The organism is Silicimonas lutimaris (genome assembly GCF_047314965.1).
Taxonomy (GTDB): domain Bacteria; phylum Pseudomonadota; class Alphaproteobacteria; order Rhodobacterales; family Rhodobacteraceae; genus JAVJUV01.
This window is the reverse complement of sequence record NZ_JBLBVK010000057.1, coordinates 137,925-156,164: the sequence shown is the minus strand read 5'-3', so window position 1 is coordinate 156,164 and position 18,240 is coordinate 137,925. Positions and strand designations below refer to the sequence as shown.

Annotated in this window: 17 protein-coding genes; 1 reads left to right on the top strand and 16 read right to left on the bottom strand. The window is 61.5% G+C overall.

Going from position 1 to position 18,240, the window contains the following annotated elements; genetic code table 11:
- Position 1: 1 nt before the first annotated feature.
- A complete protein-coding gene (locus ACKLNI_RS19290) occupies positions 2 to 1,183 on the bottom strand; it encodes an aminotransferase class I/II-fold pyridoxal phosphate-dependent enzyme (RefSeq protein WP_413720728.1) in 1,182 nt (393 codons plus the stop codon).
- A 116-nt stretch (positions 1,184 to 1,299) separates the two neighbouring features.
- Positions 1,300 to 2,622 carry an amidase gene (locus tag ACKLNI_RS19285; protein ID WP_413720806.1) on the bottom strand — a complete coding sequence of 441 codons (1,323 nt, stop codon included), beginning with the start codon at positions 2,620 to 2,622 and terminating at the stop codon, positions 1,300 to 1,302.
- Positions 2,623 to 2,701: 79 nt separating this feature from the next.
- On the opposite strand from ACKLNI_RS19285, the gene ACKLNI_RS19280 reads away from it, so the two are divergent.
- Positions 2,702 to 3,925: an FAD-dependent monooxygenase gene (locus tag ACKLNI_RS19280; protein WP_413720727.1), complete on the top strand. Its 1,224-nt coding sequence runs from the start codon at positions 2,702 to 2,704 to the stop codon at positions 3,923 to 3,925.
- A gap of 18 nt (positions 3,926 to 3,943) precedes the next feature.
- Here the strand turns inward: ACKLNI_RS19280 and ACKLNI_RS19275 are convergent, their stop codons facing one another.
- From ACKLNI_RS19275 to ACKLNI_RS19210, 14 genes are all read right to left on the bottom strand, one after another.
- Positions 3,944 to 4,123 (bottom strand): Trm112 family protein, encoded by a 180-nt coding sequence (locus ACKLNI_RS19275; RefSeq protein WP_413720726.1) that lies wholly within the window; start codon positions 4,121 to 4,123, stop codon positions 3,944 to 3,946.
- On the bottom strand, positions 4,120 to 4,761 hold the full coding sequence (locus tag ACKLNI_RS19270) for an LON peptidase substrate-binding domain-containing protein (protein WP_413720725.1): 642 nt from the start codon (positions 4,759 to 4,761) through the stop codon (positions 4,120 to 4,122). Before ACKLNI_RS19270 ends, ACKLNI_RS19275 begins: the two co-directional genes overlap by 4 nt.
- 27 nt (positions 4,762 to 4,788) lie before the next feature.
- Positions 4,789 to 5,709, bottom strand: coding sequence for a thioredoxin (gene trxA / locus ACKLNI_RS19265; protein WP_413720724.1), 921 nt, complete (start codon positions 5,707 to 5,709; stop codon positions 4,789 to 4,791).
- A gap of 74 nt (positions 5,710 to 5,783) precedes the next feature.
- A complete protein-coding gene (locus ACKLNI_RS19260) occupies positions 5,784 to 6,095 on the bottom strand; it encodes a hypothetical protein (protein WP_413720723.1) in 312 nt (103 codons plus the stop codon).
- Complete coding sequence (locus ACKLNI_RS19255) at positions 6,079 to 7,128, bottom strand: hypothetical protein (RefSeq protein WP_413720722.1); 1,050 nt, start codon at positions 7,126 to 7,128, stop codon at positions 6,079 to 6,081. Before ACKLNI_RS19255 ends, ACKLNI_RS19260 begins: the two co-directional genes overlap by 17 nt.
- Positions 7,125 to 7,529 (bottom strand): hypothetical protein, encoded by a 405-nt coding sequence (locus ACKLNI_RS19250; RefSeq protein WP_413720721.1) that lies wholly within the window; start codon positions 7,527 to 7,529, stop codon positions 7,125 to 7,127. Before ACKLNI_RS19250 ends, ACKLNI_RS19255 begins: the two co-directional genes overlap by 4 nt.
- Positions 7,526 to 9,016, bottom strand: coding sequence for an FAD-binding protein (locus ACKLNI_RS19245; protein WP_413720720.1), 1,491 nt, complete (start codon positions 9,014 to 9,016; stop codon positions 7,526 to 7,528). The genes ACKLNI_RS19250 and ACKLNI_RS19245 overlap by 4 nt, the downstream gene beginning before the upstream one ends.
- 36 nt (positions 9,017 to 9,052) lie before the next feature.
- Positions 9,053 to 9,841 (bottom strand): exodeoxyribonuclease III, encoded by a 789-nt coding sequence (locus tag ACKLNI_RS19240; protein WP_413720719.1) that lies wholly within the window; start codon positions 9,839 to 9,841, stop codon positions 9,053 to 9,055.
- A gap of 83 nt (positions 9,842 to 9,924) precedes the next feature.
- A complete protein-coding gene (locus ACKLNI_RS19235; RefSeq protein ID WP_413720718.1) occupies positions 9,925 to 10,578 on the bottom strand; it encodes a DUF924 family protein in 654 nt (217 codons plus the stop codon).
- A gap of 82 nt (positions 10,579 to 10,660) precedes the next feature.
- Complete coding sequence (locus ACKLNI_RS19230) at positions 10,661 to 12,745, bottom strand: dipeptide ABC transporter ATP-binding protein (protein WP_413720717.1); 2,085 nt, start codon at positions 12,743 to 12,745, stop codon at positions 10,661 to 10,663.
- Between the two features lie 148 nt (positions 12,746 to 12,893).
- A complete protein-coding gene (locus tag ACKLNI_RS19225) occupies positions 12,894 to 14,306 on the bottom strand; it encodes an ABC transporter permease (protein WP_413720716.1) in 1,413 nt (470 codons plus the stop codon).
- A 13-nt stretch (positions 14,307 to 14,319) separates the two neighbouring features.
- Positions 14,320 to 15,363, bottom strand: coding sequence for an ABC transporter permease (locus ACKLNI_RS19220; RefSeq protein ID WP_413720715.1), 1,044 nt, complete (start codon positions 15,361 to 15,363; stop codon positions 14,320 to 14,322).
- 58 nt (positions 15,364 to 15,421) lie between these two features.
- Positions 15,422 to 17,080 (bottom strand): ABC transporter substrate-binding protein, encoded by a 1,659-nt coding sequence (locus tag ACKLNI_RS19215; RefSeq protein WP_413720714.1) that lies wholly within the window; start codon positions 17,078 to 17,080, stop codon positions 15,422 to 15,424.
- A gap of 204 nt (positions 17,081 to 17,284) precedes the next feature.
- Positions 17,285 to 18,112: a helix-turn-helix transcriptional regulator gene (locus ACKLNI_RS19210; RefSeq protein WP_413720713.1), complete on the bottom strand. Its 828-nt coding sequence runs from the start codon at positions 18,110 to 18,112 to the stop codon at positions 17,285 to 17,287.
- Positions 18,113 to 18,240: the final 128 nt, after the last annotated feature.

Genomic DNA, 18,240 nt, shown 5'->3' with positions numbered 1-18,240 from the left:
CTCACTCGAAGAGGCAGTCGCGAAGCCGTTCCAGCCCGCTCTGCATTTCTTGCTCTTCGGCCACCATCGCCACGCGAATGTAGCCGTTGCCGGGGTTTTCCCCGTTCACTTCCCGCGCCAGGTAACCTCCGGGCAGCACCCGGATACCCGTCTCGGTCCAAAGCTTCAGCGCCGCTTGTTCTCCGTCGGATACGGGCAGCCAAAGAAAGAATCCCGCCTGCGGCGCGCTGCATCCGTCGATGCCTTCGAACACCCGGTCTGCGATGTCGTATTTGGCGACGTATCGGGCTCGGCTTTCCTCGACATGCTTTTCGTCCGCCCACACGGCCTCGGCCGCCCGCATCAGCGGCAAGGGCAGCGGAGCACCGGCATAGGCGCGAAGCTGTTTGATTTGCCCGATGCTTGCTGGACCGCCTGCAACGAAGCCGGAACGCAGACCGGGAAGGTTCGACCGCTTGGAAAGGGAGTGGAAAACCAGAACGCGTTCCGGATGTGCCCCAAACTCCGAAGCTGCCTCAAGCGCGCCCACCGGAGGCGTATCCCGGTAAACTTCGGAATAGCACTCATCGGCGAAGATCAGGAAATCGTGTTTCTCTGCCAGTGCCATCAGGTCGCGCCAATAGTCCCGGCTGGCGATCGCGCCCTGCGGATTCGATGGTGAGCAGACATAGGCAATCGCGGTCCGCTCCAATGTCTCGGAGTCGAGGGCCGAAAAGTCCGGCAGGAAACCGGTTTCCCGGGTGGCGGGCATGTAGACCACATCGGCCCCTACCGACAGCGCGGCGACCGCATAGACCGGATAGAAGGGATTGGGCACCAGGACGATCGGCTTTCGCCCGTTCTTTGTCTCCGGGCACAGGGCCATGGCCGCGTTGTAAAGACCCTCGCGCGTGCCGTTCAGCGCCATGACCTGGCGATCGGCAGCCAGAGTGACGCGATAGCGGCGCTTGACCCAACCGGCGATAGCCTGCAGCAGTTCCGGCGTTCCCTCGTTCGGCGGATACTTCCCGAAAGCAGCATCGTTCGCCGCAACCAGATGGGAGACAAACGAAGGCCAGGCGTGACGGGGTTCGCCAATGGTGAGATTCAGCACGTCTCCGCCCCCGGGATGGGGGTCAAGAAGACCGCGCAGGCGCGGCCACACGTGTTCCGTTAGGCTCGAAAACCGCTCGGGAAATACCATCTCTGCCTCAATGTCGGGGTCATCACGCCCCGTTTCGACAAAAGATAGCCTGCAAATCCTGCCCGGGTCCATGCCCTGCGGCCAATTTTTTCAGCCCCACGAAGCAGATGTGGCTTTTAGGACAGCGCCTGTTCCGCCGCCTTGCCGATCCGCAAAAGCCGCTCTTCCTCGGGGCCCTGGAACAGGATGCCGCAAGAAGGAACACCCGTCGGTAGCGTCACGCCGGCAAGCCCCATGAGATTGCCAATCCGGGTGTTCTGCAAAGCCAGCAGATTCTCGGCGGCGAAGTAGGCGTGATCCGCCGTGACATCCGCGATCGTGGGCGGAGTGATCGGACAGGTCGGCAGGATGACGGCATCGAATCCGGCCGTCGCATCGGCGTATTCGGCACGATACCGGTCCAAAGCTTGCCACGCGGCAACGAAATCCGGACCCGAAACATTCGCGCCCGCCCTGAACCGCTCGCGGACAGGGCCGAACATGACATCGGGGTTCGCCTCGATCATGTGCATCCATGTGCCATAGGCTTCGGGTGGAAATACCTGCCCTGCCAGGGCCATTCCCCTGGAAACACATTTTATATCAATATCTTGAATGACCGCTCCCGCCGACTGAAGCCGTTCGACCGCGCTTTCGAAACCTGCCCTTGGCGCATCCCTCAAATTCTCAAATGCCGAAGTCCTGAGTACGGCCAGACGCAGACCCTTCAGCGAACTCCCCTGCAGATCGGCGGGTCGGCCATTCTCCATCGCGGCAAGAAGTAACGCCGCGTCTTCGACCGAACGGCACAGCGGGCCGACCGTATCGAACCGGGCGCAAAGCGGCACGACGCCCTCGAGGGACAGACGCCCCGACCTGGTCTTCAAGCCGACCAGATCGTTCCACACCGAAGGCACGCGCACCGATCCCCCGGTGTCCGAGCCGATCCCCGCCGCAGCAAGCCCGAAGGCAACCGACGTGGCTGCGCCGGACGACGAGCCCCCGGACACAGCTTGATGATCGTTGACGCAGGGCGGCGAGGCCGTCACCGGATTGAGACCAAGACCGGAGAAGGCGAGTTCGGTCATGTGCGTCTTGCCCAGACACACAAGGCCAGCACTGGTGGCGTTTGCCAACACCCGGGCATCGCGATCCGGAACACGCCCCTTCAGCAACGCGGTTCCGGCCTCGGTCGCAACGCCGGCCGTATCGAAGAGGTCCTTCCAAGAGATCGGCACCCCGTCGAGAGGCGACCGCCGCAGGCCCGCCCTAGCCCGTTCCGAAGCCGCCTTCGCTTCGGCGCGCGCCCTGTCCCCGGTCAGTCTTGCATAGATCCGGTCGCGGTATGGATGGTTCTCGATTGCCGCAAGGTATCTCTCGGTCAGATCGACCGGATCGATACGCCCCGCCTCTATCCCGCGACCCAGTTCCGCGGCGCTTTCCGTCAGCCAGTCTTCCATCCAAGTTCCCTCCGTTCCGGCGACGGTAGCGGCAGTGCGGCGCATGGACAATGGGCCGGGTGTGCCCATACTACGCCTCATGAATTTCGACACCGATATCGTGATCGCCGGCGGCGGACTGAACGGTACGACGCTGGGCATCGCCTTGGCCTCTGCCGGCCTCGATGTGACGCTCGTCGACCCGCTGCCGAAGGAGTCCCGCGGCTCCAGCGATTTCGACGGCCGCGGATACGCATTGTCGATCGGCTCCCAACGCGTCTTGAAGACGCTTGGCGTCTGGAGCAACGTCGCAGAACAGGCACAACCGATCCTCGATATCGTGGTAACAGATGGGCGCGCGGGGGAAGGACCCTCGCCGTTCCTGCTCCATTTCGACCATACCGAGATCGAAGAAGGCCCCATGGGTTTCATGATCGAGGACCGGCTGCTGCGGCCTGCGCTGCTGTCTGCGCTGGACAAGACCGGTGTCAAGCAGATCGAGACGACACGTCTCATCGATCAGACGCCCGATGCGAATGGTGTGACCGTCACGCTAAGCGACGGCCGGCTCCTACGAAGCCGCCTTCTGGTCGGATGCGATGGCAAGACAAGCTCTGTCGCCAGCCGCGCCGGTATCCGGCGCACGGGGTGGCGGTATGGACAGACGTCGCTGGTTTGCGCCATCGCGCACGAGAAGCCGCATGACGGGACGGCCCATCAATTCTTCATGCCTCCCGGTCCGCTTGCCATTCTGCCCTTGCCCGGCAATCGCTCCTCGATTGTCTGGACGGAAACCGATGCCGAAGCTGCGCGTATCCAAGCTCTGGATGATCTTGGCTATCTCGAAGAATTGCGGCCTCGGTTCGGAGACTTCCTGGGAGAAATTTCTCTGGCGGGAAAGCGGTTCACCTATCCGCTGGAATTGTCCATCGCTCAGCGCTTCGTCGGCGAGCGCGTCGCGCTGCTGGGAGATGCGGCGCATGCGGTGCATCCGATCGCCGGGCAAGGATTGAATGCGGGACTGAAAGACGTGGCCGCCCTCGCAGAGGTTCTGGTGGATGCCAGGCGCCGAGGCGAAGACTTTGGACGAATTGACGTACTGACCAGATACCAGCAATGGAGACGGTTCGACACCGCGACCCTTGCCTTGGCCACTGACACCTTCAACCGACTGTTCTCGAACGACAATTCAGTTCTTCGAATGGTGCGGGATCTTGGACTTGGCCTGACCAATGCCATGCCGGGACTGCGCCGAGGGTTCATACGGGAAGCTGCGGGTCTGACCGGCGACTTGCCAAGGCTCGCTCAGGGCAAGCAACTCTGACGGCCGTTTGCAAGCGGATCACTCCAGCTTGCGTGCTTCCTCGACAAGCATGATCGGGATGCCATTCCGGATCGGATAGGCGAGATGCGCCGCCTTGGAGACCAGTTCCTGACGCTCGGCGTCATATGTCAGCTGAGCCCGTGTCTCCGGACAGACAAGGGCCTCAAGCATACGCCTGTCGAAACTCTGCTCGCTCATTGCAATATCTCGTCCGGTCCGCCGCCGCGCATGGAAAACTCGATCAAGGTCACCAGGGTTTCGCGCCTTGTTTCCAAGGACGGGGCCTCGAGCAACGCCTGTTTGTCTTCCGGCTCGAACGGGCAGAGCATCGAAAGGGAGTTGATCAGCAACTCGTCTTCCGCCTCTTTCAGCGAGGCCCAATCTGTCTGCAGCTCCTCGGCATCGAAGTAGCGCCCCAAGAGATCGAAGAAGCGCTCTCTGTCGAAGCGCTTGTCGACTTCCGCCGGCCCGAGATCCCGGTCAAAACCGGCCCACGAGACTTCACAGCGCCGATACGGCGTGAACCCGTCGAGTTCCTTCAGAACCCGGAAACGGGATATCCCGCTCAGGGTAACCATATAGCGGCCATCTTCGGTTTCCGAGAAGGAGGTGATGCGGCCGGCGCAGCCTATCGCGTGCAGCGCCTTCGCGTCCATCTTGGCCCCTTGAGGCTGAACCATTCCGATCAGCCTAGCCTGGGTCTTCAGTGCATCGTCCAGCATCGCGAGATAGCGCGGCTCGAAAATATGGAGCGGAAGACGTGAGCGCGGCAAGAGGAGCGCTCCCGGAAGAGGGAAAACGGGCAAGGTATCGGGCAGATCGGACCGGGTCAGCATGCTAGATACCTAGTCCGATCCTGCCACTCAGGCAAATATCATGGAAGACAGCTTTCGCCGTCCATTGAGCGCCACTGGATCATTCGGTTTCAGGGCTTCGAAAATGGTGAAGAGTTGCGCCTTCGCAGCCCCGTCGTTCCATTCGCGGTCACGGCGGAAACTCTCCAGGAGCTCATTCACAGCGGAAGCGGCATCCCCGGAAGCGTATAGGGCCTGTGCCAGATCCAGTCGCGCCTGGTGGTCATCAGGGTTGGCTTCCACCTTGGCGCGCAGTTCCGCGACCGGACCGGCGTTCTGCGCCTGCCGTGCCAGTTCGATCTGCGCACGAACGGCTTCTATTTCGGGTGCGGACGCCACCTCTGCAGGCACCGTACCGAGAACTTGGACCGCTTTCTCGATATCGTCCAAAGCCAGATAACTCCGAGCCAGCCCGCCATAGGCTGCAGCGTTCTTCGGATCTTCCTGCAAAACGGCGGCAAATACCTGCGCCGCATCGGCAAACGACCCTTCGTCCAGCATGGACTCCGCCGCTTCGAGAGCCTCGGACAGTCCGCCGTCGGCTTCGCCTCCCGCCGCAGCGATCAACCTGTCGATGAAAGCCTTCAATTCCGATCCTGGGACTGCGCCCTGGAAGCCATCGACGGGCTGGCCCTGCCAGAAGGCATAGACCGTCGGGATCGACTGCACCCGCAGTTGCGCGGCTATTGCCTGGTTCTCGTCGACATTCACCTTGACCAGCTTGACCTTGCCGCGGGCATCGCGCACCGCGCTTTCCAGAGCCGGCGTCAACTGGCGGCACGGGCCGCACCAGGGCGCCCAGAAATCTACGATGATCGGAACGGTCTGGCTGGCCTCGACCACATGCGCCATGAAAGTGGCGTCGGAGACGTCCTTGATCAGGTCACCCGCAGGTGCTTCGACGGCTCCATTCGGATTGAGTTCAATCATTCTAGTCCCCAAGTGCGTGTTGTCCGGCCTTATATGCGAACGGATCTCGAAAGACCAAGGGGCGGCGCGCGGATCTATTGCATTTGCCGCCTTTGCGCCTCGGTGAGAGGCAGGCAGCCGGTCAGTCCGGCCGGAAGCACCAGCAAGGCACCGGCACGATACAAATCTTCTGCCAGTCCGGGACGGTTCGCCAGGGTCAGCGCAAAGCGGTTCATGTCGAGGATGGACGTGTCCTTCGGCAGAGCCTGCATCAGGGCCGCTGTCGGAAACGGCACCACCGCGCCCGGCGCGGCGTCGGAATTCCGCATGACAATCGCCATCACGGCAATCCAGCCGAGCAGGACCAGCGGCAGGGCGATCAGTCCGCGTTTAATAATCGTGGACATGCTCCAGCCTCAACTCACCAAGAAAACGCAGCCGATCTGCCAGCTCTGGCACCGGAGAAAGGATCAAATGCCTCCAGTCGCCGTAACCCTGCCGGGGAAAACTGTAGAGCGCCCCTGCGGCGGTGGGATTGTCCGAAACAGCCGTGAACAGGATCTCGTCATTGCCCGCGATCTCGACAAGCTCCGCGCCGGCCCCGACAAGACGTTCCAGTATCCGTGTAAAGGCCCGGTAGCGATCGGTCTCGATCTCGACACCCTCCTCACGTTCAGCGATGACACTCACGCCGTCCACAGCGGACAATTCCTCGATCGAAAGGCCCGAGACGATCGACCTTAGACGCAACTGGTCGGCTCCGATCCCTTCGACGGCAGACGCAATCACCTCGGCATAGGCGGCTTTCACGCCATATTCGATTCCGAGGGCCAGAGCGCGTTCACGGTCGCGCGGAACATCCGTGGCAGTGTCGCGAAGTGCCAGCGCGTCCCTTTGGAAATCCCATTTGTACCATGGCACCTGCTGCAGGAACTCTGCATAGGCGGCGGCCTGCCCGGCGCTCACATCATCCAATGGAGCACGGGCATCGCCCCGCATCCACGCCGTAAAGCGGCCCAGCGTCTCTTCGTAGGCGGCCTTCGCAAGAAGTTCTGCGGTAAAGCTGACGCCGATCGTGTAGATCGTCATCTTGCTGTCACCTGTCATGCCACCCATCGCGTCAGCTCTCTCCTTCAGCGGACATAGCGCCGTCCAGAACCCGGTGATCGCTCGAATGAAACCAAAATCGTGTGGATCGCCGTCCCGCAGAACACGCGCGTAGTCGTCATAGGCATGAACGATGTGCCACTCCGGATACGTGGTCAAAGTCCGGCTTTCGGCCCGTTGCCAATCAGGGTCGGTGATAATCGGGGAATACCGCGAGAATTCGGGCGAAGCGGTGCAGGCGATTTCGGTATAGATCACCGGTGAGATCAGCAAAGCGGCCAGTGTGCCAAATACCAGGATGCACCGCGCGATCCATCTCCACAGCCACCTCATGCCCGACGGCCAAACCAGAGACCGGATGCCAGCGCGATGCCGCCCAGCGCAATGTGGGGAAGATTGGCGAGGATCTTGAAGCCGAAACCGAAGTCCTGAACGCCATATGTGAAGATCCCGAAGTCGAGGTAACCCGAGCCGGTCGCAAGACCAAGGGCACCATCGCCCAGATAGAGCGCGCCGAACAGGACAAGGAAGGTCCGTGCCGCCTTCGAAGAGACCAATGCCGCGACCAGCGCCCATGCGGCTGACGCCGCGTGCAGCGCGTCATCAAAGATATCCAGCGCAAAGACACCGAAGGCAACGCCATCCGCGTCCGTTACGCCCGGAATGTAGTTCAGAGAGGCGGCCCCAAGAAGAACGACGAAATAGCCCAGCGCGATTTTCCGGAGTGTTGTCATGCAAGATCTCCAAGGTAAGTGTCCCAGAACTGATTGCGGAACACGAGACCGGGATCGAGGTCCTGTTTTGCGCGAACAAATGCTTCGGCGCTGGGATAGCCACGTCGGAGTTGAGTGATTGTTGGATGAGGCCGGTAGGGCAGATAGTAGGTTCCGCCGATTTCCAGCACCCTGTCGATCAGATCGCGTGTCATCCTCTTATGGTCGGCTTCGGCGCGCACCGTCATCTCCTGGCTGAAGAGCATGACGCAGGCGATCCGGGCACTTGGCGCATAGGAAAGCACGCTTTCAGCGTCGGCCCGGACATAGCGCAGCGTAATGTTCATCATCTCCTGGTAGCTGGACGGGATGACATCCTGACAGACGGTCATGAAGTCGGCAAAGCGGTCCGCCGGAACGAAGTATTCGTGCAGGATGTCGGTGCGCGCGGGATCGCCATCGTCCAGCGTCACCACGGGCTCGTTCAGCAGCGAATTGCGCGTAACCTCTCCGTCCCCGATCACCGGACCCAAAGACGACTCGAACCACCACCTCAGCTTCTTCCCGGTTTCGTTGGAAAGCTGCGCCCGGAACACGCGGGCGGCGGCATGGCTCATGAACCCCGAACCGGCAGCGGGCGGCAGATCGTCCTGATTCGCAGACTCCCGATAGGTGATCATAAGCGCGTTTTCGAAGAAACCTTCCCTGTCCACGTTCAACCGCCCATAGGCCATGTTGACTTCGCCGCTTTCGCAAGTCTGCACGAACGCAGGAGCGAAGTCCCGGGATGACATGCGCTCGAAGGTCGGATGCAATCGACGGTTCGGTGCCATCTCGACCACCATGTCGATGATCGCGCCGGTCAGACCGTAACCGCCCATGGTCGTCCGGAAGAGGTCGGCGTTCTCGGTCCGCGAGGCCGTCACGACCTCTCCATCCGCCAGCATGATCCTCAGGCTTTGCACCGTCGCGCCCATCGGGCCGTGCGGCACGGGCCAGCCGTGCGCATTCACGCAGAACGTGGCCGCAACGCCAAAATCGTTATTGGATTGCATAACCTTCGGCCCGAACCCGATTGGATCCAGCGCGGCGATGACCTGGCTCCACCGGGCCCCGGAATGCACGCGGAAAGTTCCGTTCCCCGTATCCGGCTGCAGATTCGCGTTATCGAACGTCACCGCGTGCCCCTCGCGCGGGATCGCGTGTCCGCCCATCGAATGACGCGCGGCGCCGACATTGAATGGCCGGCCCTCGGCACGGGCCGACGCCAGCTCTCCACGCAGCCGATCGATCAGGGCTTCGCCGGGATCTTCGGTCATGACCACGTGGCGGAATACGGGCGTTTCGTTCAGCAGGCTCGCGTCATTCAGAGTGCCCTGGCCACCCACGGGCGCAAGCGAGTTCGTTCCCACGAGACTGGGCGCGTTTCCAGCGATGGTGTGGCCGATCACGCCGCCAACAAGTGCGCCACCTCCAAGCAGCGCGGCCCGACGTGTCAGCGTGCCCATGACCCGATCATTCCAAGCCGCATCTCCAAATCTCCTCTACAAATCGAAAGTCGCAAAAACCGGTGCGTGATCGCTTGGCTGCTCCCAGCCGCGGGCCGCGCGCAGAATCCTGCTGGAATGCCCTGCATTGGCGATGTCAGGCGTTGCCCAGATATGATCCAGGCGACGTCCCTTGTCGGCTTCGTCCCAATCTCGCGCCCGGTAAGACCACCAGCTATAGAGCTGCCCCTCCGGAATGTCCTTTCGGGTAATGTCCACCCACCTGCCCGCGTCCTGCGTCTCGCCCAGATGCTCGACCTCGATCGGGGTGTGGCTGACCACCTTGAGTAGCTGTTTGTGATTCCAGACGTCATCCTCGCGGGGCGCGATGTTCAGATCGCCGACGAGGATCGACTTCTCGGGCTTCCCCGAATGGAAAGCGTCACGCATCTCGGTCAGGTAATCCAGCTTCTGGCCGAATTTCTCGTTCACTTCGCGATCCGGCACGTCGCCACCGGCGGGAACGTAGAAATTGTGGACCGTGACACCATTCTCCAGCCGCGCCGCGACATGGCGCGCGTGGCCAAGTGAAGCATAATCCACATCGCCCGCATCCACTATGGGCAGCTTCGACAGGATGGCCACGCCGTTATAGCCCTTTTGACCGCGCGCAACGATGTGCCGGTATCCAAGTGCGTTGAACCGGTCCAGCGGGATCTTTTCGACGGGTGACTTGCACTCCTGAAGGCAGAGTATGTCGGGGCTTTCCTGTTCAAGAAGCTTGCAGACCAGTCCCTCCCGCAGACGGACCGAGTTGATGTTCCAGGTTGCAAGTGTGAACGGCATTCATAAACTCCCAAGCCCAATATGGGCACGACTTCTCCGAAGTACAGTGCTGCGGGAAAACCGGCGGAGGTTCCAGTCCGAATTCAGGCCTCGGCCTCTGCATTGCGCACATGGGGAAAATCCCCCACATCGATATACGCCTGCTCAGCAGGGGTCGAAATTCGGCCGTATATGGGGTTTCGGTGGGGATGGCGCCCAAAACGAAGGATGATGTCCCGAACGCGCTGCGCCTGGGCGAGACCGGACTCGGCTGACATGCGGATCAATTCTGTCCGCGCAGACTTCAGCATGTCTTCGTTCAGCGAGACGCACAGGTCCATGCGCTCCAGATGGTCAGGACCCTCGCAGTGAGAAATGCAGATCACGTAGAACTGCTTTTCATGAAAATGGTCCAGCGCATCGTAGTGCCCGTTCTTCAGACCTTCCAACGCCAGGCGGCACGACTTGAAATCCTGCCCGAAAGCCGCGGGACTATCGCGCCAGAGAGAGCGCGGAAACTGATCCAGCAAGAGGATGAGAGCCAGGCGTCCACGCGCCGAACCGGCCCAGTGATCGAACCGGCCTTCGGCCGCGGCACGGGCGGTGTCGGCATAGTCGCGGATAATGGCCTCGTCCATTCCGCCCTGCATGCGGCTCGTCCAGAAGGCACGAACGGTCTGTTCGTCGGCCTCCGCCAAACCTTCGGGAAACCAGAAACCCAGAATTTCGTCAGGGATGACGTCCCGAAAATCGCGCATCGTGCCCATTCCTTTTGGACAGCCTAGCAGAACACGCCACCTTGAACAGTCTTGGAAGCACCGCGACCCGGAACGGGTTCCTTTACTCGGCCGCGATCCTGATCACCGGCTCCATCTCGGCAAGTGCCTCTTCCGGCAGATGGCATTTGATCTGATGGCCCTCACCCAATGTCCTCATCGGTGGCACCTCCCTGTCACAGAGACCGCCAGCCACTTTGGATTTCCAGTTGCATCGCGTCTGGAACGGGCACCCTGGCGGCGGGTTCATGGCCGATGGGATGTCGCCTTCCAGCACCACATGCTTCTTCTTCACACTCGTATCCGCGATGGGCACGGCCGAGAGAAGCGCCTCGGTATAGGGGTGATAGGGCGGCGAGAAGACCTGATTGGTGTCTCCGATCTCGACCACATGGCCAAGGTACATGACCATGACCCGGTCAGCGAGATAGCGAACGATCGACAGATCATGGGAAATGAAAAGAAGCGTCGTCTTCTCGTTCCGTTGAATTTCCATAAGGAGATCGGTCACTGCAGCCTGCACGGAAACGTCCAGAGCCGAAACGGGCTCATCGGCGATCACGATCCGCGCACCACCCGCAAAGGCCCGCGCGATGCCGACCCGCTGCTTCTGCCCGCCGGACAACTGCCGCGGCATGCGCTCGGCGAACTCGCGCGGCAGTTTCACCAGATCGAGAAGTTCAAGCATATGTTTGCGACGGCTCTCTTCGGTCTTGCCGACACCGAAGATCTCCAGCGCGCGTATGATCTGACGCCCGACGGTCATCGAGGGGTTCAGCGTGTCGAAGGGGTTCTGAAACACCATCTGGACGCTCGAGATCGTCTTGGTGTCGCGTTCCTCGATGGGGATATCCTGGATCTCGTTGTTATCGAGAAGAATGCGCCCCGATGTGGCCGTCTCCAGCCCCATAAGGACCTTGGCGAAGGTCGACTTGCCGCATCCGGACTCGCCAACAATGGCCAGAGTCTCACTTTCGCGGGCCTCGAAGGACAGCGTCTCGTTGGCTTTCACGACCTTGCGCTCCTTACCGCCGAACAAGGCATTGGCCGCGACCTCGTAGTATTTCTTCAGATTTTCCATCTTGAGAACGACCTGGCCCGGTTCGGCCTTCTCGTGCGTCGCACCCGCGGCAATCGGGGCATCCCAGTCGATCTCCCGGAATCTCAGGCAGCGGCTTTCATGACGATCGTCGCCTTCGATCGAATCCATCCTGATATCGCCCGCATCGCATCGCCCGGCTTCGAAATAATCGCAGCGGGGACCGAAGTTGCAGCCGTTCGGGCGTTCGTGGGGCAGCGGGAAGTTGCCCGGAATGGCGACGAGAGGACGGGCGTTCTTGTCGGCGCCTGGCAGCGGAATAGAGCGGAACAACGCCTGGGTATAGGGATGCCGCATCTTGTCGAACACGTCCTCGATCGAACCTGCCTCGACGGCTTCGCCGGAGTACATCACGCAGATCCGGTCGCAGGTCTCCAACACCAGCCCAAGGTTGTGGCTGATGAAAAGCATCGATGTGCCGTATTTCTTTCCGAGGTCCTTCACCAGTTCGACCACGGCGGCTTCAACGGTCACGTCGAGCGCCGTTGTGGGTTCGTCGAGGATCAGAAGGGATGGTTTCGACATCAGCGCCATGGCGATCACGATCCGCTGCTGCTGACCGCCCGAGAGCTGGTGCGGATAGCTGTTCAGCATCCGCTCCGGGTCAGGCAAACGCACATCGGTGACCACCTCAAGGGCCCGTTTATACGCCTCTTTTTCGTCCACGCCCTCGTGGATCATCGGCACTTCCATAAGCTGTTTGCCGATCTTCATCGCCGGGTTCAGAGAAGCCATGGGCTCCTGGTAGATCATCGCGATTTCACTGCCGCGAACCTTGCGCAGCTGGTCCTGGGTCATCTCGTTCAGGTCGCGGCCCTTGAACCTGATCGAGCCGCCGACGATCCGGCCGTTGACGCCAAGGTCCTGCATGACACCAAGGGCCACAGTACTTTTTCCACACCCCGACTCGCCCACAAGGCCCATCGCCTCGCCGGGTTGAACGACGCAGGAAAAGTCCATCACGGCAGGAATTTCGCGAAGCCGGGTAAAGAAGCTGATGGACAGGTTTTCGATCTCGAGGATCGGTCCGTCGTAATCCCACTTGGCCATCAGAGCACTCCTTCAACAGTGGGAATCAGGCGTCGGACAGGCGTCGGTAAAACGTCGGCAAAAGGTATGGCAACCTGCCAGACCGCCCGCGGGCGCTGCCCCCGACTTCCCGCAGCATTTTCGAAAGGAAGACGTCCGGTTTCCATGCTCAGTCCCTCAGGCTTTCTTCCCGCAGGCCATCGGCGAGGAGGTTGAGACCCAGCACCAGGCTCATCAGGCTGAGTGCCGGAACAAGCGCAGGGTGCGGGTAGATGGAGAGAAGCTTGCGTCCGTCGTTGATCGTGGAACCCCAGTCCGGGCTTTCCGGCGAGAGTCCCAGACCGAAGAAGCCGAGCGTGCCGAGAAGGATGGTCGTGTACCCGATCCTCAGGCAGAAATCGACGATCAGCGGTCCACGCGCATTGGGCAGGATCTCCCAAAGCATGATGTACCACGGCCCCTCGCCCCGCGTCTGACCGGCGGCCACGTAGTCCCGCGTCTTGATGTCCAGCGCGATGCCCCGGACGATCCGGAAGACAGTCGGCGAGTTCACGAAAACCACCGAGACGAAGACCACCAGAAGGTTGGGCGGGAATTCGATGATGCCAAGCGGATCGGCGTTCCACGCGATGCCTGCATAGAGCCACAGGCCGATGGCCAGAGTGATCGCGATATAGAGGTTCCGCTTCGCGGGTTGCACGTAGAACCGCGAATTGATCAGGATCACCAGGAAGATGATCGGGAACAGGAAGAGCACTGCCGCCATGTACACCGGGATACCGGTCAGCACGATTTCGGGCGTGACCAGAAGGTAGAACAGAAGGATCACCGGGAAGGCCAGGATCAGGTTCGCAAGGAAGGTCAGGAATGTGTCGAGCCTGCCGCCGTAATAGGCCGCCGGAAGACCCAGAGTGATACCGACCATGAAGGCGAACAGCGTCGCGAAGGGCGCGATGCGGATCACTTCCCACGAGCCCTTGACCGCCCGGCTGAAGACGTCGCGTGCAAGGTTGTCGCCGCCCAGGAGATAATAGGGATAGATGCCCTCACCCTCGGGGGTCGGCTCTCCGGGCAGCTTGTTCTTCATTCCCGAGACCTGCGACAGGGGATCGTGCGTGACGATCAGGTCCATCGCTCCGAAGATGGCTGTGAAAACCCAGAACATGACGATGCCGAAGCCGATCATGCCGATGGTCGAGTCGAACAGCTTTCCGTAAAGGCCGAGACGCCGCTTGAAGGTTATGGAGAGGGCAAAGGTCACCGCCAGCGCGATCCAGACCGGCAAAAGCCGGGTCGCAAGCGTTCCGATAATGCCCTTTGCCTCGATCGAAGGCATCAGGATGCCCCCCGCGAGGTATCCGAGCGTCACCAGCAGGATCAGGCCGAAAGTGAACTTCGTCGCCGTGGTGGCATAGTCGAAGGGCGTACGTTTTCCCGCGAGGGCGCCGCCCTGGTATTCGTGGGCGCCCGAAAAGAAGCTGAGCACGATCTGCGCCAGGACGCTTACCGCGAACAGGGCCCAGAGACCCACGAAGATGGGATTCAGGAAGGAGAGGCTTCCGGTCCAGGTCAGTTGTTCCATGTCTGGCTCCTCCTCACGCGATCCGGATACGGGGGTTCAGGAAGACATACCCGATGTCGGATATCAGCTGGGTGACCAGCACGACGAAGACAGCGACGACCGAACAGGCAAGCAGGAGCTCGATGTCGTTGTTGCCCGCCGCCTGCACCAGCGTCCAGCCGAAGCCCTTGTAGTTGAACAGCGTCTCGACGATCACGACGCCGTTCAGCAACCACGGGAACTGGAGCATGATCACCGTGAAGGGCGCGATCAGCGCGTTCCGAAGCGCGTGTTTCAGAACGATGTTCCGGAAGCTGACGCCCTTGAGCCGCGCGGTGCGGATGTATTGGGCGGTCATCACCTCGGTCATCGAGGCGCGCGTCATCCGCGCGATATATCCCATGCCGTAAAGCGCGATCGTCAGGACCGGCAGGAAGAAGTTTTCGAACGTGGCGCCGTCGGCGGCGCTTGTGGCCGTGCCCTTGAACCACTTCACACCGGCAGACGACGCAAGGAACGTGATAAAGATGACGCCCGACACGTATTCCGGCGTCGCCGTGGAAGCGATCGAGAAGGTCGACAGAGACCGATCAAGTCGTGACCCTTCGCGCATCCCTGCAAGGACGCCGATGATCAGGGCCGAGGGCACCATGAGCATCATGACCCAGAACATCAGCTTGCCGGTCAGGCCAAGCCGCGTCGAGACGATGGAGGAGACGTCATCCTTGAAGACGGTCGAGGTTCCCCAGTCGCCCTGAAGGACGCCGCAGAACCGCGGCGCGGTCTCGCTTGTATTGTCGCGATTGATGCAGCGGCCCCGAACCGTGCCGTCTTCGCCCGTGATGGTCCAGCCCGGCGCGACGCCCAGCCATTGGCCATAGCGGATCAGCAGCGGCTGACCGAAGCCGTTGTTGTCGATCCACTGGGCCACCTGCTCGTCCGTCATGCGGACGTTGCCCTGGGTTTTCGCCAGCTTTTCGAGGTTCGGGTAGAGGTTCGTGAGGAAGAAGATCACGAAAGTCAGGCAGATCGCGGTCAGGACCATCACCCCGAGGCGTCTGAGAATGAACATGCCCATTTGGCTGCCCTCCTGTCATGCCCGGGGGCCGCTGCAGCGCGGCCCCCGGCTTGTCGGATCAGGCGGCGAAGCCGAACTTGTAGAAGTGGAACTCGTGCGCCGGGTGTTTATCGGCGCCGACCACGTCCGGCCGGTGGTGGTTGTAGAGCGACCGCCAGTAGGGTTGGATGATGACGCCCTCGTCGCGCATGATCTGCTCGACCTTCGCCATCACTTCGCGACGCGCATCGGCATCGGCAATCGCCAGAGCCTCGTTGATCAGCGCATCGAACTCGGCGTTGGCGAACGCGCTTTCGTTCCACGCCTCGCCCGAGCGATAGGCAAGGGACAGAACCTGGACGTCCAGCGGACGGTGGTTCCAGGTGGTCGCCGAGAACGGGTACTTGGTCCAGTCGTTCCAGAACGTGGCGCCGGGAAGGACCGTGCGCTTGACCGGAATGCCGGCGTCCCGAAGCTGTGCCGCGACCGCGTCGCCCGTGTTCCGCTCGAAGTCGTCGTCAACCGTGATCAGTTCGTGCTCGAAGTCGCCCATGCCGGCCTCTTCCATGAGCGCCTTGGCGCCTGCAGGATCGTAGGTCGGCGCGCCGATATCGGCATAGGCCGGGTGGATCGGGCAAACGTGATGGTTTTCCGCGACGGTGCCGCGGTTCGAGTAGCCAAGTTCGAGGCAGACGGCGTTGTCGACCGCCATCGCCAGAGCGCGGCGGGTGCGGGCATCGCCGTAGACGACCTTCCCACCGACTTCCGCCACCTGGTTCGGGCGGAAGACGAGCGTCGCCGCAGTCACGGCTTCGGTCTTGGTCCAGCCGATGCTGTCCATGATGTCGATGAAATCACCGACCGTCTCATAGAACATGTCCACTTCTTCGGCGTCGGCGGCGGCCACCCACGAGGCGGGATCGTTGCCATAGTCGATCATCTCGATCCGGTCGAGATACGGGCCACCATAGACTTCGGTTCCCCACCATGGCTGGTCGGCCCGCTCCATGACGCACTGGATCCCGACTTCAAGCGTCACACCCTTGTACGGGCCGGTTCCGATCCAAGTCTCATAGGGCGCCTCGGAGTCGTGATCCTTGTGCGCGATGGCGGCCGGATAGTCCGACATGTTGGCGATGATCGCGATGTCCGGCTGGCTCAGGCTGAGGACAACCGTGTGGTCGTCACTTGACGTGATCGCGCCCGGGCGCGCCTTGCCATCCTGGCTGAGGGCGCCCATCCGCGAGGCCATCGAGTTCGTCTCGACGCTCGCATCGCACCATCCCTCGATGTTGCGTACCACATCGGCAGCCGTGAAATCCGAGCCGTCGTGCCATTTCACGCCCTTGCGGACATTCAGAACGTACTCGGTGGCGTCGTCGTTCACCGTCCAGCTTTCCAGCAGCATTCCGCGGAACGTGCCGTCTGCATTGTACTCCACGAGGTATTCCAGGATTCCCCGGCTTTGGTTGCCGACCTCGGACCAGTCATAGGAGCGCGGCTCCTTCATTGCCTTGACCAGGGTCTGGATGCGCAGCGTTCCACCCGTCTGGGCATGGCCGGCCGCTTCGGCGGGTGCCGTTGCGCCGATCAGTCCGTAGGCGGCGGTCGCCGTGACGCCGAGCGCAGTAGCGCGGGTCAGGAACTCGCGGCGGCTGATCTTGCCCTCGCGGTACTCGTCCGCGTGCATAAGGGCCGCACGATGGAAAGTCGCGCGGCGAGTCGTGTTCGGTTTCATTTTCGTCACTCCCTGATGGTCTGTTTTTGGGCAACGCACGAAAGTGTCAGGTCGCCAGACCGTTTTGTTTTTCGGCGGGGGGAATTTCATTCCCTCACCGGCGCATTTCCGCATGGGATCGAAAAGCGGTCAACAACCGGTTCCGGCATCAAGTGTAACATTTGCGACATTGATGTCACCGGAAAACGACACGGGCCACGGGGATCAATGCGCCGAGCGGAACTCCGAAGGAGATTGGCCTGTGCGCGCCCTGAAGGCCCGGGTGAAGTAGGCCGCCGAAGCGAACCCGCTTTGTCGGGCGATGTCGGAAATCGGAATCCGCGTATCCTTGAGCAACCGGCGCGCCTCGAAATGCCGGCGGTCGGTCAGGATTTCCAGCGCGGGCACGCCCGCAACCTTCCGGCACACACGCGAAAGATGCGTCGGCGTAACACCCAGCAGATGCGCGTAGTGCTGAACACCCTCGACCTTGCGGAAATCGCGCTCGACCAGCGCCGTGAAGGCCTCAGCCAGCCTGTGCGCCGGGGTGTCCAGGCGCGTTCCGGGCGACGGCGGTTGCGTGCCTGCCAGTTGATCGGCAGTGCGCGATACCCACACCGACAAGAGCCCTGCATGGTGATAGAGAGCCATGTTCGAACGGTCGCATCCGCTGTCGCGTTCGCGCGACATGGCATCGATCATGGCGGTCAGTTCGCGCTGCCTCTGCACGTCGTTCAGGCGCAGGTGCAAAGCCTCGACCGGCCAGTCGAACATGGGATCGTCGGGCAGGAAGACCAGAGATCCAAGAACCGGGCCCATGGTCGAAAAGCCATGCATCGTCCTTGGCGGCAGGAAGACAAGATTGTGCGGACCATAACCGCAGGTGCGGCCGGCGATCGTCAGTCGACCCTGGCCTCTTGTCACCCAAAGCAGGACCGGCCGGTCATAGCTGCGCATGGCCTCGGTGCGCCAACGGCCACCCTGCGCCATCCGGCTGACGGATGTCACGTCTACGGGCGGCAGTTCGGGATCAACCGCAAAAACCCGCGACACAGCAGGTTTGTCCGCATACGGCTGCGGCAAGATCGTCAAGCGCGAAGAAGACACCGTTTACCCACCCCCAGGGAACTTTATGGCGGAAATGTGGCAAGTTGCGCAGATTGCGTCAACAAGTGCGAACA

What these genes read in the sequence shown, in the direction of transcription:
- ACKLNI_RS19245 (WP_413720720.1), bottom strand. Translation starts at nt 9,016, where the DNA reads ATGGGCACGCTGACACGTCGGGCCGCGCTGCTTGGAGGTGGCGCACTT.
- ACKLNI_RS19285 (WP_413720806.1), bottom strand. Translation starts at nt 2,622, where the DNA reads ATGGAAGACTGGCTGACGGAAAGCGCCGCGGAACTGGGTCGCGGGATA.
- ACKLNI_RS19215 (WP_413720714.1), bottom strand. Translation starts at nt 17,080, where the DNA reads ATGAAACCGAACACGACTCGCCGCGCGACTTTCCATCGTGCGGCCCTT.
- trxA (WP_413720724.1), bottom strand. Translation starts at nt 5,709, where the DNA reads ATGATTGAACTCAATCCGAATGGAGCCGTCGAAGCACCTGCGGGTGAC.
- ACKLNI_RS19270 (WP_413720725.1), bottom strand. Translation starts at nt 4,761, where the DNA reads ATGCTGACCCGGTCCGATCTGCCCGATACCTTGCCCGTTTTCCCTCTT.
- ACKLNI_RS19260 (WP_413720723.1), bottom strand. Translation starts at nt 6,095, where the DNA reads ATGTCCACGATTATTAAACGCGGACTGATCGCCCTGCCGCTGGTCCTG.
- ACKLNI_RS19275 (WP_413720726.1), bottom strand. Translation starts at nt 4,123, where the DNA reads ATGAGCGAGCAGAGTTTCGACAGGCGTATGCTTGAGGCCCTTGTCTGT.
- ACKLNI_RS19255 (WP_413720722.1), bottom strand. Translation starts at nt 7,128, where the DNA reads ATGAGGTGGCTGTGGAGATGGATCGCGCGGTGCATCCTGGTATTTGGC.
- ACKLNI_RS19280 (WP_413720727.1), top strand. Translation starts at nt 2,702, where the DNA reads ATGAATTTCGACACCGATATCGTGATCGCCGGCGGCGGACTGAACGGT.
- ACKLNI_RS19225 (WP_413720716.1), bottom strand. Translation starts at nt 14,306, where the DNA reads ATGGAACAACTGACCTGGACCGGAAGCCTCTCCTTCCTGAATCCCATC.
- ACKLNI_RS19240 (WP_413720719.1), bottom strand. Translation starts at nt 9,841, where the DNA reads ATGCCGTTCACACTTGCAACCTGGAACATCAACTCGGTCCGTCTGCGG.
- ACKLNI_RS19250 (WP_413720721.1), bottom strand. Translation starts at nt 7,529, where the DNA reads ATGACAACACTCCGGAAAATCGCGCTGGGCTATTTCGTCGTTCTTCTT.
- ACKLNI_RS19220 (WP_413720715.1), bottom strand. Translation starts at nt 15,363, where the DNA reads ATGGGCATGTTCATTCTCAGACGCCTCGGGGTGATGGTCCTGACCGCG.
- ACKLNI_RS19230 (WP_413720717.1), bottom strand. Translation starts at nt 12,745, where the DNA reads ATGGCCAAGTGGGATTACGACGGACCGATCCTCGAGATCGAAAACCTG.
- ACKLNI_RS19290 (WP_413720728.1), bottom strand. Translation starts at nt 1,183, where the DNA reads ATGGTATTTCCCGAGCGGTTTTCGAGCCTAACGGAACACGTGTGGCCG.
- ACKLNI_RS19235 (WP_413720718.1), bottom strand. Translation starts at nt 10,578, where the DNA reads ATGCGCGATTTTCGGGACGTCATCCCTGACGAAATTCTGGGTTTCTGG.